Genomic DNA, 15511 nt, shown 5'->3' with positions numbered 1-15511 from the left:
CCTCATGAAAAATCAGAGCGAATACCAACCCAATTTAAGGTTGCAGGGTTCCCCTGCAACATAGAATCTCCCACAGTTGACCGAGTTGCGGGGGAGCACGGGGTCTAATGTGGGAGCGGGCTTGCTCGCGATGGGGGCACCGCCGATATCATTCGGTAACGGGCACGTCATCCTTGAACTGGTCTTTGACGTACCTGATTTCGGTTCGCCCGTGCGGCGCCGGCAGGCCGTCTTCGCCGAGGTTGACGAAAACCATCTTCTCGACGGTGAGGATGCTCTTGCGGGTGATCTTGTTGCGCACTTCGCAGGTCAGGGTGATCGAGGTGCGGCCGAACTCGGTGGCGGTGATGCCCAGTTCGATGATGTCGCCCTGGCGCGAGGCGCTGACGAAGTTGATTTCGGAAATGTACTTGGTCACCACACGCTGGTTGCCCAGTTGAACGATGGCGTAGATCGCCGCTTCCTCGTCGATCCAGCGCAGCAGGCTGCCGCCGAACAGGGTGCCGTTGGGGTTGAGGTCTTCGGGTTTTACCCACTTGCGGGTGTGGAAATTCATCTTCACTCCTGAGCGTCTTGCCGAATGATGGCGCCATCTTGGCAGACTGAGCGGTCATGCTCCATGAGGCTTCTACTATGGTCGCGATTGGCGATCTTCATCTGGCCGACAGAAACCCTTTGGAAGATCAGTCTAGACGGCTATAATCGCCCCCGTTTCAAAACGGTAACCTTCACTTGATACCGTTTTCCCGCCACCTGTCCGAGGGGCGCTGCAGCAGGTTCAACCTGTCAGGCTCGGATGGGGCGTTGACCGGCTCAGGCCGGACACTAAACGCACAACGGCGCCCATTCGCATACATTACGAATGGAGGCTCTTCATGAGCGCTGTTATCACGCCTGCCGATTTTAACGATTACAAAGTTGCCGACATGTCCCTGGCTGCCTGGGGCCGTCGCGAAACCATCATCGCCGAATCGGAAATGCCGGCCCTGATGGGTCTGCGCCGCAAGTACGCTTCCGAGCAGCCTTTGAAAGGCGCAAAAATCCTCGGCTGCATCCACATGACCATTCAGACCGCCGTGCTGATCGAAACCCTGGTTGCCCTGGGTGCCGAAGTACGCTGGTCGTCCTGCAACATTTTCTCGACTCAGGACCAGGCCGCTGCTTCCATCGCCGCTGCCGGCATCCCGGTTTTCGCCTGGAAAGGCGAGACTGAAGAAGAGTACGAGTGGTGCCTGGAGCAGACCATCCTGAAGGATGGCCAGCCATGGGACGCCAACATGATCCTCGACGACGGCGGCGACCTGACCGAGCTGTTGCACAAGAAATACCCACAGGTTCTGGACCGCGTTCACGGCGTGACCGAAGAAACCACCACCGGCGTGCACCGTCTGCTGGACATGCTGGCCAAGGGCGAGCTGAAAATCCCGGCCATCAACGTCAACGACTCGGTGACCAAGTCCAAGAACGACAACAAGTACGGCTGCCGTCACAGCCTGAACGATGCCATCAAGCGCGGCACCGACCACCTGCTGTCCGGCAAGCAAGCGCTGGTCATCGGCTACGGTGACGTGGGCAAGGGTTCGGCCCAGTCCCTGCGTCAGGAAGGCATGATCGTCAAAGTCTCCGAAGTCGACCCGATCTGCGCCATGCAAGCCTGCATGGACGGTTTCGAACTGGTTTCGCCGTTCATCGACGGTATCAACGACGGCACTGAAGCGAGCATCGACAAAGCGCTGCTGGGCAAGATCGACCTGATCGTGACCACCACCGGTAACGTCAACGTTTGCGACGCAAACATGCTCAAAGCCCTGAAGAAGCGCGCCGTTGTCTGCAACATCGGTCACTTCGACAACGAAATCGACACCGCTTTCATGCGCAAGAACTGGGCATGGGAAGAAGTGAAGCCACAGGTACACAAGATCCACCGTACTGGTGCTGGCTCGTTCGACCCACAGAACGACGACTACCTGATCCTGCTGGCCGAAGGCCGTCTGGTGAACCTGGGCAACGCTACCGGTCACCCAAGCCGCATCATGGACGGTTCGTTCGCCAACCAGGTGCTGGCGCAGATCTTCCTGTTCGGCCAGAAGTACGCCGACCTGTCGCCAGCCCAGAAAGCCGAGCGTCTGACCGTTGAAGTACTGCCGAAGAAACTCGACGAAGAAGTGGCACTGGAAATGGTTCGCGGCTTCGGCGGCGTGGTCACTCAACTGACCAAGCAACAGGCTGACTACATCGGCGTGACCGTCGAAGGCCCGTTCAAGCCGCACGCTTACCGCTACTAAGAGCAGCTGCGAGCTTCAAGCTTCAAGCGGCAAGCAAGGCCACAAGCCGGGCTTGCCGCGCGAAGCCCGAAAGCTCTGCCCCTATTTGTCAAAACAGTGTCAGGCCGCAAGCTTCAGGCACAAGAGACCAGCGCACCTCCGCTGCTCTTGCAGCTTGAAGCTTGCAGCTTGTAGCTGGAGGTCCCCTCCATGTCCCAAGACCGTCGCTACAGCTTCGAGTTCTTCCCGACCAAGACCGATGCTGGGCATGAAAAACTGCTCGCCACTGCCCGTCAGCTGGCCACCTACAACCCCGACTTCTTTTCCTGCACCTACGGCGCTGGCGGTTCGACCCGTGACCGCACGCTGAACACCGTTCTGCAGCTGGAAAGCGAAGTCAAAATCCCCGCCGCCCCGCACCTGTCGTGCGTCGGCGACAGCAAGGACGACCTGCGCGGCCTGCTGAACGAGTACAAGGCCGCCGGCATCAAGCGCATCGTCGCCCTGCGCGGTGACCTGCCGTCCGGCATGGGCATGACCAGCGGCGAGCTGCGTCACGCCAATGAACTGGTTGAATTCATTCGTGAAGAAACCGGCAATCATTTCCACATCGAAGTCGCCGCCTACCCGGAAATGCATCCGCAAGCGCGCAACTACGAAGACGATCTCGCCAACTTCGTGCGCAAAGCCCGTGCCGGCGCCGACAGCGCGATCACTCAGTACTTCTTCAACGCCGACAGCTACTTCTACTTTGTCGACCGTTTGCAGGCGCTGGGCGTGGACATTCCGGTCGTGCCGGGGATCATGCCGATCACCAACTACAGCAAACTCGCGCGTTTCTCCGATGCCTGCGGTGCGGAAATCCCGCGCTGGATCCGCAAGCAGCTGGAAGCCTACGGCGATGACAGCCAAAGCATTCAGCGTTTTGGCGAACAGGTCGTGACCGAAATGTGCGAACGCCTGCTGCAAGGCGGCGCGCCCGGCCTGCACTTCTATTCCATGAACCAGGCCGAACCGAGCTTGGCGATCTGGAACAACCTGAAGCTGCCGCGCTAAAAAGACGTAACCGCAGAACCAGAAGATCGCAGCCACGACAGTGCCTACAGCGCTTTCGCCGCTGCGATTTTTTGCTTTTAACGCCCGAAACAGAGCTTCTGCGGCCAGTTTCTGGCTCTTTGCCGTTTCTCGTCGTAATCTCAAGCCATGCCTTTGATCACGCAGTTATTCGCCGTGCTGGTTTTTGCTTGCCTGAGCTTTGCCGCTCGGGGCGAGAAGCTGCGTATCGTCACCGAACCGTGGGCGCCGTACGTCTATGAACAAGACGGCAAGAACCTCGGACTGGACTACGAAACCACCGCCATCGTGTTCAAGCGCCTGGGCATCGAAGTCGAATGGCAGTTCCTGCCGTGGAAACGCTGCCTGTCGATGCTCGAAACCGGCCAGGCCGACGGCGCGCTGGACATCTTCCACAGCGACGAACGCGACGCCACCCTGCTCTATCCGAGCGAACCGCTGTCGGACGTCGAGTTCGTGATGTTTTACGCCAACGACCGCCCGCACCCTTTTCGCAGCCTCGAAGACCTCAAGGGCCTGACCATCGGTACGTCGCCGGGCTACCTGTACAGCCCCGATTTTCGCGAATCGACCCTGTTCACTCGGGAACCGGCCCCAACCCACGAAGCCAATTTCGGCAAACTGGTGCGCGGGCGCATCGACCTGCTGATCACCGACCGCCGCGTGGGCCAGCATTTGCTCGATGAATTGGATATCCGCAACCAGATCACTGAAAACCCCACGGTCATCAGCCGCCAGAGCCAGTTTCTGGCCGTGCGACGCAATGCCGGGATGGATTTGCTGGTGCAGCGCTTCGGCGCCGAACTCAAGCGTTTCAAGCGCGAACCGGCCTATGCCGAGCTCAGCGCTCGCTACGGCGCAGCCCCCGCCCTGACGTCGCCACTGAGCAACGCCACCGCCAGCGGCAAAACCGTTGAGCAGCAGGAAAGCGGCGCGCAGTGATTGCTCTGTTATACTCCGGCGTTCCCGCCAGGCTCACGCCCGGACGCCCGGAACCGTAACAGGCCTCCCGACCCGCTACAGCGCAGCTTTTCAGCCCGCGCGAGCGCTCCGGACGTGCCTTCGGAACCGCAGCAGGACCGGACGGGATTGCGTCCTCTTAAACGCCATTCGCGCCAGGCAAGACTCCCATTGGGCCAAGCCCTAACTAAAACAGGATTACTCATGTCCTTTGCTTCCCTCGGTCTCTCCGAGGCTTTGGTCCGCGCTATCGAAGATGCGGGCTATACCGAGCCTACTCCGGTGCAACAGCGGGCCATTCCCGCCGTGTTGCAAGGTCGCGACCTGATGGTTGCGGCTCAGACAGGTACTGGTAAAACCGGCGGTTTCGCCCTTCCGATCCTGGAGCGGCTGTTTCCCAACGGTCACCCGGACAAATCCCAGCGTCACGGCCCGCGCCAACCGCGCGTGCTCGTGCTGACCCCTACCCGCGAACTCGCGGCGCAGGTTCACGACAGTTTCAAGATCTACGCCCGCGACCTGAAATTCGTCAGCGCGTGCATCTTCGGCGGCGTCGGCATGAACCCGCAGGTTCAGGCCATGTCCCGTGGCGTTGACGTGCTGGTGGCGTGCCCCGGTCGACTGCTCGACCTGTGCGGCCAGGGCAGCGTCGATCTGTCCCACGTCGAAATTCTCGTGCTCGACGAAGCCGACCGCATGCTCGACATGGGCTTCGTCCATGACGTGAAGAAAGTCCTCGCGCGCCTGCCGGCCAAACGCCAGAACCTGCTGTTCTCGGCGACCTTCTCCAAAGACATCACTGATCTCGCCGGCAAGCTGCTGCACAACCCGGAACGCATCGAAGTGACGCCGCCGAACACCACGGTCGAGCGCATCGAACAACGCGTGTTCCGTCTGCCGGCCAGCCACAAGCGTGCGCTGCTGGCCCACCTGATTACCGCCGGCGCGTGGGAACAGGTGCTGGTGTTCACCCGCACCAAGCACGGCGCCAACCGTCTGGCCGAGTACCTGGACAAACACGGCCTGCCGGCTGTGGCGATCCACGGCAACAAGAGCCAGAACGCCCGCACCAAAGCCCTGGCCGACTTCAAGGCCGGTGAAGTGCGCATCCTGGTTGCCACCGACATCGCCGCCCGTGGCCTGGACATCGACCAGTTGCCACACGTGGTCAACTTCGAACTGCCGAACGTCGATGAGGACTACGTGCACCGTATCGGCCGTACCGGCCGGGCCGGTCGTTCGGGCGAGGCGATCTCGCTGGTCGCGCCGGACGAAGAAAAACTGCTGAAAAGCATCGAACGCATGACCAAGCAGAAAATCGCCGACGGCGACCTGATGGGCTTCGATGCCAGCACCATCGAGGCCGAGAAGCCGGAATCCCGTGAACGTCCGGACATGCGCAACCCGCGCAATGCCCGTGGCCCACGCGGCGACGGCCCGAATGGCGGCGGCGGTGGCGGCGGTCGTAAAGACAAAGGCAAAGACAAGGGCAAGGAAAAACCGGCCGGCGAACGTGGCGAGCGTCCAGCCCGTCAACAGAAGCCGCGTGAAGGCACCCCGGCCCGCGAACAACGCCAGCCAAGCCAGCCGCCACGCGCCGCTGCTGACCGTGCTCCGGACGAATTCCTCGACGACGATATCGATAACTTCGGTAACCGCGTTGATTACGTGCCGAAGCAGGCTCCGGCCGGTGGTCGCAACCGTCGTCCAGGTGCTCCGGCGCAAGGCGCAGGTTCGGGCGCACCCCGCGGCGGTCAGTCGCAAGGTCGCCAGAACGGCCCGCGCAACAGCAACGGCTCGAGCACCGGCACTCCGCCAGGCAAACGCAGTGGCCCACGCAACGGTGCTCCGCGTGACGGCCAGGGTCGTCGCGATGAAAATCCGCGCAACCGCCGCCCGGCCCGTGACGATCAGCAGCGCGCTGAACCGGCCGTGCAGAACCCGCGCAGCAGTGGCCCGAAGATCATGCACAAGGAGTCGAAAGCCGACCGCTTCCCGACGCCTGAGCAGCTGGATCAACTGCCAAGCCGCCCACGCGGTGAAAAACCGGCCTTGCTGACCCGCAATCGCTGAGTTTTCGACTGCAATGAAAAATGCCCCGGCCTGAAAACCGGGGCATTTTTTGTGCGCCGCTGAAACGAAAGTGGCGGCAGGCAATAAAAAACGCCCCCGATCGCAAGACCGGGGGCGTTTTTGTATGGCCGGCGAAAATTACTTCGCTTTGACACCTTCGAACGAGATGTACAGGTCGACTTTGTCAGACTGTGGACCCAGGTCCATCATCTTGCCGAAATCAGAACGCTTGATGCTGGTAGTGCCTTCGAAGCCGGCACGGTAGCCGCCCCATGGATCCTTGCCTTCACCCAGGAAAGTGGCCTTGACCACGATCGGCTTGGTCACGCCGTGCAGGGTCAGGTCACCCGTCACGTCGGCAGTGTCTTTGCCATCGGCGTTCTTGCCGGTGGACTTGACGCTGGTGGAGACGAACTTGGCATCAGCGTATTTGCCCACGTCCAGGAAGTCTTTGCTGGAGATGTGCTTGTCACGCTCGGCGTGGTTGGTGAACACGCTGGCTGTCTTCACGTCGAACTCGATCTTGCTGTCTTCAGGCTTGGCGGCGTCGAAACTGAACTTGCCGCTGATGTCCTTGAAGGTACCGGTGATGTAGCTGTAGCCCAGGTGGCTGATTTTGAAGTCGACGAAGGCGTGCTGGCCTTCTTTGTCGACTACGTAGTCAGCGGCCATCACATTGGCGGACAGGACGGCAGAGCCGATTGCCAGAGCGGCCAGAGTCTTTTTCAACATGCTTTGTTTTCCTTTGGAGTCGAGGTTGAACATCAGGCTTTGCGTCCCAGCATTCGTGTCAGGGTCGCATCACGATCGATAAAGTGGTGCTTCAATGCTGCCAACGCATGAAGGCCGGAAAAAATTACCAGCGCCCACGCCAGCCAGAGATGAATCACACCGGCGGTATCTGCCTGATCCGGTAGTCCGGAAACCAGTGCAGGAACTTCAAACAGGCCAAACACCGGAATCCCGACACCGTCTGCGGTGGAAATCAGGTAACCGGCAATCATCACGGCGAACAGCGCGAGGTAGAGAAACCCATGGCCGAACTTGGCGCCGATGCGGGTCATGCGGCTGTAGCTTTGCAACGTTGGCGGCGGTGGACTGACAAAGCGCCACAACACCCGCAACACCATCACACCCAGCAGCACCAGACCGATGCTCTTGTGCAGATCCGGCGCGTCTTTGCGCCAGGTACTGTAGTAATCCAGCCCCACCATCCACAGACCCAGCGCGAACAGCCCGAAGACCGCCAGCGCCACACCCCAGTGCATGAAGATGCTGACCCAACCGTAGCGCGAAGAAGAGTTACGTAGCTGCATTGCCCAAATCCTGTGAGAACTGCGAACCAAGACTAGCGAGTTATCTATCGAATTAAAGCGGAAAATTTTGCTTTGAAATATCGAGAAATACGATCAAGAGTCTTGAACAGGGGAGTTAAGGAAAGATTAAAGACAAAAGTGTGGCGGGATGTTGTGAATCCCACGCAAAAAAAAGCGCGGCCTGAAAGCCGCGCTTTTTCATTCACCGCAAAGCCTTACTGCGCTTTGGTCTCGGTGGTTGCCGCCGGTTTGGCCGCTGGCTTCTTCGCCGGCTCAGCCTTTTTCGCTGCAGGTTTGGCCGGGGCTTTTTTCGCCTCGGTCTTGGCCGCCGGTTTCTTCGCTGCTGGTTTGGCTGCCGCTTTCTTCGCCGGCTCGGCTTTCACCGGGGCCGCTGGCTTCGGTGCTTCCACCGGGGCTGGCGCAGGGGCCGGAGCCGGTGCAGGCGCTGGAGCGGCTGGAGCAGGTGCCGGCTCTGGCGCTTTCACTGGCTCTGGCTTCTTGTCGTCGTCCGAACCGCCGAACAGGTTGGTGAAGAAGTTGCCTTTCTTCGCCGCTACTGCCGCACCCGCACCCGCCGCTGCGGCGGTGGCCGCTGCCGGGCCGACCTTGACCGGTTCGAAGGATTTGCCCGCCGCCAGGTCTTCAACCTGACTGGCTGCACGCTGACCGGTGCGCAGTGCGCCTTCCAGCGTGCCCGGGTACAAGGTATCGGTGTGTTCGCCGGCAAACGCTACGCGCTGCAGCGGACGCTCCCACAGGCGCCAGTATTTGCTGATCTGGCCAGGGCCGAAGGCCAGGTAGGAACCACCGGTCGACGGGTCGGTGCTGTAACGACGGATTTCATAACCGGTGAACGAGCCACGAGCCTGTGGATAAAACGTGTGCAGGCGAATCAGCACCTGGTCGACCATCTGCTTGTCGCCGAAGGCCTGCATGACGCGAGCGTTGTCGCCGGACAGGTTGATCACCACGTTCGCGCCGCCCTTCAGGGCCGGCTCGATCCACAACATGCCAAGGCCGGTGTTGCTATAGATCTCGCCGGACATCCGCGCCTTGCTTTCCCATACCGGCGTCTTGAACTTCAGCATGATCTGGTCACGCCAGCCGTAGTTGGTGCCTTTGATCGCGGCCAGGTGCTGGGCGTCCAGCGCCGGAGTCAGCTGGATCTTGTTGAGGGCGCGCAACGGCACCGCCAGCACAACGTAATCGGCCTGGTAGCCGACGCTGCCGACCTTGACGGTCACGCCGTCCTTGTCCTGGGTGATGGCAGATACTGGCGAGTTGGTCTTGATGGTTTTCAGTTGTTTGACGAAGGCCTGGGCCAGCACCGGGCTGCCACCGACCAGACGCGAAGCGCGCAGGTCACGGTCGGACACGCCGCGATACACCCGGCTCTGCTGCGCGAAGTACAGCAGCGACAGGCGCGAAGGCTCGTCGTAGTGGGTGCGGATGTCCTGGTTGATCAGCTGACGTGCGGTGGCCGGCAGGTTCTGCTTGTCGAGCCAGCTCGAGACGTTGATCTGGTCCAGGGCGTGCAGGGTGTTGGTCGCCGCCGGGTTCTGCGGATCGTCGATCGAGCGCGCCAGATCGTCACGGGTTTTCTCGTAACGCTTCAGCGCTTCAGCCGTGGCAGGCTGTTTGGCGGTCAGGTCGGCGGCGGAGAAATACTCGCCGTCGATCAGGTAACCCGGGGTCCGTACGAATTCAGGGGCCGGCGTGGTGCTCAGCTTGAACGTCGAAACGTACTTGTTCAGCACCGGTTGAGTCTTGTCGTTGCCGATCCACTCGCTGGTGGCCATGCCCGAGCGACCGCCCAGACTCGGCTTGGCTTCGAGCAGCGTGACCTGCCAGCCCTTGTTCTGCAGTTCGTAAGCCGCCGTCAGGCCCGACAGGCCGCCGCCGATCACGATTGCGGTTTTATCCTTGGCCAGCGCCGTAACGCTGAACAGCCCCAACACCACCAGCGCACAGGCGCGCAGCCAACCGACAGACATTCAGCGAACTCCGGAAATACACGTAGGAAAAAGCAGTTTTGCGGGTCAGACGACCCAAAGAACCGCGAAGAATACGTCAGCCATCAAAACGCCGCCAGCGACGTCTATCGGCCCATACAAAGTAGCTCAATCGACACAATGGGTTGTTCCGGCGCGATGCATTGCATAGGCTTGCGCGATTGTTTGCCCGCGCCTGACGCGAGCCGCCTCGAGGAGACTGAACATGGGCCTGAACAACCAGTGGATGCAACGCGATCTCGCGGTGCTGTGGCATCCCTGCACCCAGATGAAAGACCACGAACAGCTGCCGCTGATCCCGATCAAGCGCGGTGAAGGCATCTGGCTCGAAGACTTCGAAGGCAAGCGTTATCTGGATGCGGTCAGCTCCTGGTGGGTCAACGTGTTCGGCCACGCCAACCCGCGCATCAACCAGCGCATCAAGGATCAGGTCGATCAACTGGAACACGTGATTCTGGCCGGTTTCAGCCATCAGCCAGTGATCGAGCTGTCCGAGCGTCTGGTGAAGATGACGCCGGAAGGCCTGAACCGGGTGTTCTACGCCGATAACGGTTCGTCCTGCATCGAAGTCGCGCTGAAAATGAGCTTTCACTACTGGCTCAACCGCGGCCAGCCGAACAAGAAACGCTTCGTCACCCTGACCAACAGCTACCACGGCGAAACCATGGCGGCGATGGCGGTCGGTGACGTGCCGTTGTTCACCGAAACCTATAAAGCACTGCTGATGGACACCATCAAGGTGCCGAGCCCGGATTGCTACCTGCGCCCGCAGGGCATGAGCTGGGAAGAGCATTCGCGCAACATGTTCGCGGCCATGGAACAGACGCTGGCGGAAAACCATGACAGCGTCGCTGCGGTGATCGTCGAGCCGCTGATCCAGGGCGCCGGCGGCATGCGCATGTATCACCCGGTGTACCTCAAGCTGTTGCGCGAGGCCTGCGACCGTTATGGCGTGCACCTGATCCACGACGAAATCGCCGTCGGCTTCGGCCGCACCGGGACGATGTTCGCCTGCGAACAGGCCGGCATCCGCCCGGACTTCCTGTGTCTGTCGAAAGCCCTGACCGGCGGTTATCTGCCGTTGGCCGCGTGCCTGACCACCGACGAGGTGTACAGCGCGTTCTACGACGATTACCCGACCCTGCGCGCCTTCCTGCATTCGCACAGCTACACCGGCAACCCGCTGGCCTGTGCGGCGGCGCTGGCGACTCTGGATATCTTCGAACAGGACAACGTGATCGAGAACAACCGGGCGCTGGCTCAACGCATGGCGTCGGCGACGGCGCATCTGGTGGATCATCCGAATGTTTCGGAAGTGCGTCAGACCGGCATGGTCCTGGCGATCGAGATGGTCAAGGACAAAGCCACGAAAGAGGCTTATCCGTGGCAGGAACGTCGCGGCCTGAAGGTGTTCCAGCATGCGCTGGAGCGTGGTGCGCTGCTGCGTCCGCTGGGCAGCGTGGTGTATTTCCTGCCGCCGTACGTGATCACCCCGGAGCAGATCGACTTCCTCGCCGAAGTCGCCAGCGAAGGCATCGACATTGCCACTCGTGACAGCGTCAGCGTGGCGGTGCCGAAGGATTTTCATCCGGGTTTTCGCGATCCGGGCTAATTGATTTCATGTGGGAGCGAGCCTGCTCGCGATGCGGGCGCCGTGGACTGTCTGGTACACCTCGCCGATCCAATCGCGAGCAGGCTCGCTCCCACAAAGTTGCACAACGAACAACGATCCTTTTCAGAGACTCCGAATGAGACTGTCCCGCTTTTTTATCGACGCCCCGCTGAGCACCGGTGAACACGAACTGCCGGAAGCCCAGGCGCACTACATCAGCCGCGTGCTGCGCATGGCCGAAGGCGATGCGGTGCAGTTGTTCGACGGCTCCGGCCATGAGTTTCGCGGATCGCTGGTGGAAGTCGGCAAGAAACGCGTGGTGGTGCAGATCGACGAGCAGTTCGCCGGTCAGGTCGAATCGCCGCTGAAGATCCACCTCGGCCAGGGCCTGTCCCGGGGCGAGCGGATGGACTGGGCGATCCAGAAAGCCACCGAACTGGGCGTGACTGAAATCACCCCGATCTTCAGCGAGCGCTGCGAAGTCCGCCTCAAGGACGAACGCGCCGACAAACGCCTGCTGCACTGGCGTCAGGTGGCGATCAGCGCCTGCGAGCAATGCGGTCGTTCGCGGGTGCCGGTGATTCATCCACCGCTGTTGCTGGCCGACTGGCTGAAACAGACGCAAGCCGAACTGAAACTGGTGCTGCACCCGGTGGCCGAGCCGCTGGTCAGCCATGCCAAGCCATCAGCGCTGGCGTTCCTGATCGGCCCTGAAGGCGGTTTGTCCGACGCCGAAGTCGAGCAGGCCAAGGCCAACGGCTTCCACGCCGCCCGCCTCGGCCCGCGCGTGCTGCGCACCGAGACCGCGCCGGTTGTGGCACTGGCGGTAGCGCAGCAACTGTGGGGTGATTTCTAACCCGTCACTGCACCGGATCACTGGTTGGTCTGGCGATGATTGCCTTGAGTTCGCCGGTCATCGGGAATTCAAGGTTCAAGCCCTTCGGCGGGATCGGCTGCTCGAACCACTTGCGGTAAATCCCGTTGATCTCTCCCGAGCTGTACAGGTCGGCCAACACGCCGTTCACCAGCGCAAGAAACTGCGGATCATCCTTGCGCACCATGCAGCTGTAGATTTCCCGCGACTGCTCCTCCCCCACCACGACCCAGTTGTGCGGATCGCGTGCCTTGGCCCGCTCGCCGTAGAGCAGCGCATCGTCCATGTAGAACGCCGCCGCGCGCCCCGATTGCAGCATCTGGAATGCCTCGCCGTGATCCTTGGCGCTGATCACGAACATGTTCAGTTTGTGGTCGAGGTTGTAGCTCTTCAGATAGCGCTCGTTGGTGGTGCCGGCGGTGGTCACCACGTTCTTGCCGCGCAGATCGTCGAAGCTGTGGATGCCGCTGTCCCTGGCGGTCAGCAACTGACCTTTGACGTAGATGAAACCGTAGGAGAACGCGACCTGCTTCTGCCGTTCGGCGGTCACCCCGGTGGAGCCGCATTCAAGGTCGACCGTACCGTTCTGCACCAGCGGAATCCGCGTCTGCGACGTCACCAGGTTGTACTTCACCTTCAGTTCCGGCAGCGCCAGTTGCTGCTGGATGCGCTCGACGATCTTGCCTGCCAGTTCCACCGAATACCCCATAGGCTGCCCGGTGTGATCGCCCACATACGAAAACGGCACCGACGCATCGCGATAACCCAGGGTGATGCTGTTGGCGCTGGCAATCTTGCCGAGCGTACCGGTCAGCGGCACTTCATTGGCCTGAGCCTGAGCACCGAAAACCAGCGCCAGAGTGCAGCCGAGCAACGTGATTTTTTGCATTGTTATTCTCCGTTGTGGGTGGGGTGTTTTAGCAGAAACCGTCACGCCGCACGGGGATTGAACCCGTGCAGATCAATGGATGTGCGCTGCTCACCGATCAGTTCGCTGAGCAACTGTCCGCTGCCGCAGGCCAGGGTAAAACCCAGCGCGCCGTGGCCGAGGTTGAGCCACAGATTGCGATAGGAAGTGGCACCCAGCAGCGGAACGCCGGTGGGAGTGGCCGGGCGCATGCCGGCCCATTCGACGGCGGCGTCGTAGTGGCCGGCGTCGGGAAAGGTGTCGCGGGCCTGGCGCTTGATCAGCGCCAGCCGCTCGGGGTCCACCGCCGGGTCGAAACCGACGATGTCGACCATAGCCGCCACGCGCAGTTGTTCGCCGATACGCGCGTAGACGATCTTGCGGTCGTAGTCGGTGATGCTCACGTCCGGCGCCCGGTGCTCGTTGCCAATCGGCACGGTCAGGCTGTAGCCCTTCAGCGGATACAGCGGCAGGCGCAGGCCGGGCAGCGCGAGCAACGGGCTGCGATGGCCGGCGGCGATCACCAGTTGTTCGACCGGCAAAGTCTCTTCGCCAAGTTCAATGGCCGTGACCGCGCCGTGACTATGGCGAATGCCGGTGACTGCCTGACCGAGACGAAATTCGCAGCGACCCGACGCTTCCAATCTCGCCGCCAACTGTTGGCAGAAACCGTGACAGTCACCGACTTCTTCATCCGGCGTGTAGATCGCGCCTACAAACGGCGCATCGGTCAGTGCCGTTTCCAGTTGCGCACATTCGGTGGCGGACAACACCTGCTGTTGTTGCGGATCAGCCAGGCCTTTGCGTGCATGCTCGAAGCTGGCGGCGTTGCGGAAGGTCACCAGTTTGCCGTTGCGCCGCCAATTGAAGCCGGCGAGTCCGTCGTCCTCGCGCCAGCGTTTCAGCGTGCTCTGGCTGAATAGCGCCAGACGCAACAGATGCGCGGCGTTTTCGCGGTTGACCGAGGTGCGGCACGCGGCGAGAAACGAGGCCATCCAGCGCCACTGCGCCGGGTCCAGGCGCGGGCGCAATTTCAGCGGTGAATCGCCGCGCAGCATCCAGCCGATTGCCTGCAACGGTACGCCGGCATCGGCCAGTGGCGCGACGTAGCGGTAGGACAACTGGCCGCCGTTGGCGAAACTGGTTTCGCTGCCCAGCGCCTGCCGCGCCTCGACCACCGTCACCTCGAAGCCGTCGCGCACCAGCGCCCAGGCCGTTGCCAACCCGATCACGCCGCCGCCGATGATGCACACACGCTGAGCCATGTCCGTCCTTAATCGTTCTTGAAGACGAGGCCGAGGTTAGGACGAGGTGACAGGCGCCGAACAATGAATAAAGATGCCAAACCTATAAACAAAGGTTATGGGATCGCCATGCGCCTTCGTCACATCGAGATTTTCCAGGCCATCCGCCAGACCGGCTCGATCAGCGCCGCTGCGCAATTGCTGCATGTCTCACAACCGGCGGTGACCAAGGTCTTGCAGCACGCCGAGCAGCAACTCGGTTTTCCGTTGTTTCTGCGGGTGCGCGGCAAGTTGCAGGCTACCCCGGAAGCGCTGGAGCTGGAGCGCGAAGTCGATAAGGTCACCGAAAGCCTGCAAGGCGTGCGGCGTCTGGCCCAGAGCCTGCGCCGCGAACCCGGCCACAGCCTGCGGATCGGCGCGACCCCGGCGCTGGCGCTGTCGTTGCTGCCTCCAGCGATCCAGCAGTGGACGGCGCAGTTCCCGGACATCGCCTGCGAACTGTCGAGCGCCCACAGCCGCGAGCTGATGCAGAACCTGCTGATGCGCGAAGTGGACGTGGCGCTGACGTTGCAGCTGCCGGACCATCCGGGGCTGAAGGCCCAGGCATTGGCATCGGGAGTTCTGGTGGCATTGGCACCGAGAGGTTATTGGCCGGAGGAAGATGCCGGTCAGCCGTTGCCGCTAATGGCGTTGGCGGGAGCGCCGCTGATCGGGCTGTCCAGCGCCGACCCGCTGGCCGCCCGCCTCGATAGTTATCTCGAAGCGGTCGAGCCACCGCCGCGTGTGCGGATTGCCGTGCAGACGTATTCGCTGGCGCGGGCGATGGTGGAGTCCGGCGCCGGGGTCGCGGTGATCGATCCGTTCACCGCGCTGGGTGCCTCATCGGCCACCACCACTATTCGCCCTCTCGCCCCGCCGCTGCCGATCACGCTGTACGCGGTGACCCGCGCCACCGAACCACCGCCACATACCCTCGGCGACCTGTTGCAGATATTCAGCAGCCGCGCACAGATACAACTGCAAACCCTGGTCCCTGTGGGAGCTGGCTTGCCAGCGATTGCGGTGGCCCTATCAACACCTGAGTGACTGACACTCCGTCATCGCGGGCAAGCCCGCTTGTATGTTTAGACTTGAAGGGGTGGGCGGGACTAAAAGCTCGATTCCGACTCTAGCCA

General features: G+C 61.5%; 13 protein-coding genes and 1 riboswitch. Of the genes, 7 read left to right on the top strand and 6 right to left on the bottom strand.

Features of this window, described 5'->3' with window-relative positions:
* Positions 1-148 precede the first annotated feature (148 nt).
* Entirely contained in the window at positions 149-556 is a 408-nt protein-coding gene (locus tag ACKUG4_RS28120) for an acyl-CoA thioesterase (RefSeq protein WP_011336338.1), read from the bottom strand.
* 197 nt (positions 557-753) lie between these two features.
* A riboswitch (S-adenosyl-L-homocysteine riboswitch) is annotated at positions 754-852 on the top strand.
* Positions 853-875: 23 nt separating this feature from the next.
* Here ACKUG4_RS28120 and ahcY point away from each other — a divergent pair.
* The 4 genes from ahcY to rhlE2 all read left to right on the top strand — a co-directional run bounded on the left by ahcY (position 876) and on the right by rhlE2 (position 6371).
* On the top strand, positions 876-2285 hold the full coding sequence (ahcY, locus tag ACKUG4_RS28115) for an adenosylhomocysteinase (RefSeq protein ID WP_039767963.1): 1410 nt from the start codon (positions 876-878) through the stop codon (positions 2283-2285).
* Between the two features lie 189 nt (positions 2286-2474).
* Positions 2475-3320, top strand: coding sequence for a methylenetetrahydrofolate reductase [NAD(P)H] (gene metF, locus ACKUG4_RS28110; RefSeq protein WP_007959683.1), 846 nt, complete (start codon positions 2475-2477; stop codon positions 3318-3320).
* 147 nt (positions 3321-3467) lie between these two features.
* On the top strand, positions 3468-4280 hold the full coding sequence (locus ACKUG4_RS28105) for a substrate-binding periplasmic protein (RefSeq protein ID WP_064600023.1): 813 nt from the start codon (positions 3468-3470) through the stop codon (positions 4278-4280).
* A gap of 222 nt (positions 4281-4502) precedes the next feature.
* The gene (gene rhlE2, locus ACKUG4_RS28100) at positions 4503-6371 is read left to right on the top strand and encodes an RNA helicase RhlE2 (RefSeq protein ID WP_445435278.1); all 1869 of its coding nucleotides are present in this window, start codon (positions 4503-4505) and stop codon (positions 6369-6371) included.
* A gap of 138 nt (positions 6372-6509) precedes the next feature.
* Here rhlE2 and ACKUG4_RS28095 read toward each other — a convergent pair whose 3' ends face one another.
* From ACKUG4_RS28095 to ACKUG4_RS28085, 3 genes are all read right to left on the bottom strand, one after another.
* Positions 6510-7103 (bottom strand): YceI family protein, encoded by a 594-nt coding sequence (locus tag ACKUG4_RS28095; protein ID WP_039768113.1) that lies wholly within the window; start codon positions 7101-7103, stop codon positions 6510-6512.
* A 32-nt stretch (positions 7104-7135) separates the two neighbouring features.
* Positions 7136-7687, bottom strand: coding sequence for a cytochrome b (locus ACKUG4_RS28090; protein WP_074692051.1), 552 nt, complete (start codon positions 7685-7687; stop codon positions 7136-7138).
* 215 nt (positions 7688-7902) lie between these two features.
* The gene (locus tag ACKUG4_RS28085) at positions 7903-9681 is read right to left on the bottom strand and encodes a flavin monoamine oxidase family protein (protein ID WP_085646952.1); all 1779 of its coding nucleotides are present in this window, start codon (positions 9679-9681) and stop codon (positions 7903-7905) included.
* A gap of 223 nt (positions 9682-9904) precedes the next feature.
* Between ACKUG4_RS28085 and ACKUG4_RS28080 the strand changes: the two genes are divergently transcribed.
* Together ACKUG4_RS28080 and ACKUG4_RS28075 are read left to right on the top strand one after the other, a co-directional pair.
* Positions 9905-11311, top strand: coding sequence for an adenosylmethionine--8-amino-7-oxononanoate transaminase (locus ACKUG4_RS28080; protein ID WP_192552491.1), 1407 nt, complete (start codon positions 9905-9907; stop codon positions 11309-11311).
* Positions 11312-11447: 136 nt separating this feature from the next.
* Positions 11448-12167 (top strand): 16S rRNA (uracil(1498)-N(3))-methyltransferase, encoded by a 720-nt coding sequence (locus ACKUG4_RS28075; protein ID WP_445435277.1) that lies wholly within the window; start codon positions 11448-11450, stop codon positions 12165-12167.
* 4 nt (positions 12168-12171) lie between these two features.
* On the opposite strand, the gene ACKUG4_RS28070 is transcribed toward ACKUG4_RS28075, so the two are convergent.
* Together ACKUG4_RS28070 and ACKUG4_RS28065 are read right to left on the bottom strand one after the other, a co-directional pair.
* Positions 12172-13074, bottom strand: coding sequence for a transporter substrate-binding domain-containing protein (locus tag ACKUG4_RS28070; RefSeq protein WP_445435276.1), 903 nt, complete (start codon positions 13072-13074; stop codon positions 12172-12174).
* 41 nt (positions 13075-13115) lie between these two features.
* Positions 13116-14357, bottom strand: coding sequence for a D-amino acid dehydrogenase (locus tag ACKUG4_RS28065; RefSeq protein ID WP_445435275.1), 1242 nt, complete (start codon positions 14355-14357; stop codon positions 13116-13118).
* 108 nt (positions 14358-14465) lie between these two features.
* Here ACKUG4_RS28065 and ACKUG4_RS28060 point away from each other — a divergent pair, with 108 nt between their 5' ends.
* On the top strand, positions 14466-15422 hold the full coding sequence (locus ACKUG4_RS28060; protein WP_445435274.1) for a LysR family transcriptional regulator: 957 nt from the start codon (positions 14466-14468) through the stop codon (positions 15420-15422).
* Positions 15423-15511: the final 89 nt, after the last annotated feature.

The organism is Candidatus Pseudomonas auctus (assembly GCF_048654275.1).
Taxonomy (GTDB): domain Bacteria; phylum Pseudomonadota; class Gammaproteobacteria; order Pseudomonadales; family Pseudomonadaceae; genus Aquipseudomonas; species Aquipseudomonas pharyngis.
This window is presented reverse-complemented; position numbering and strand designations above follow the sequence as displayed.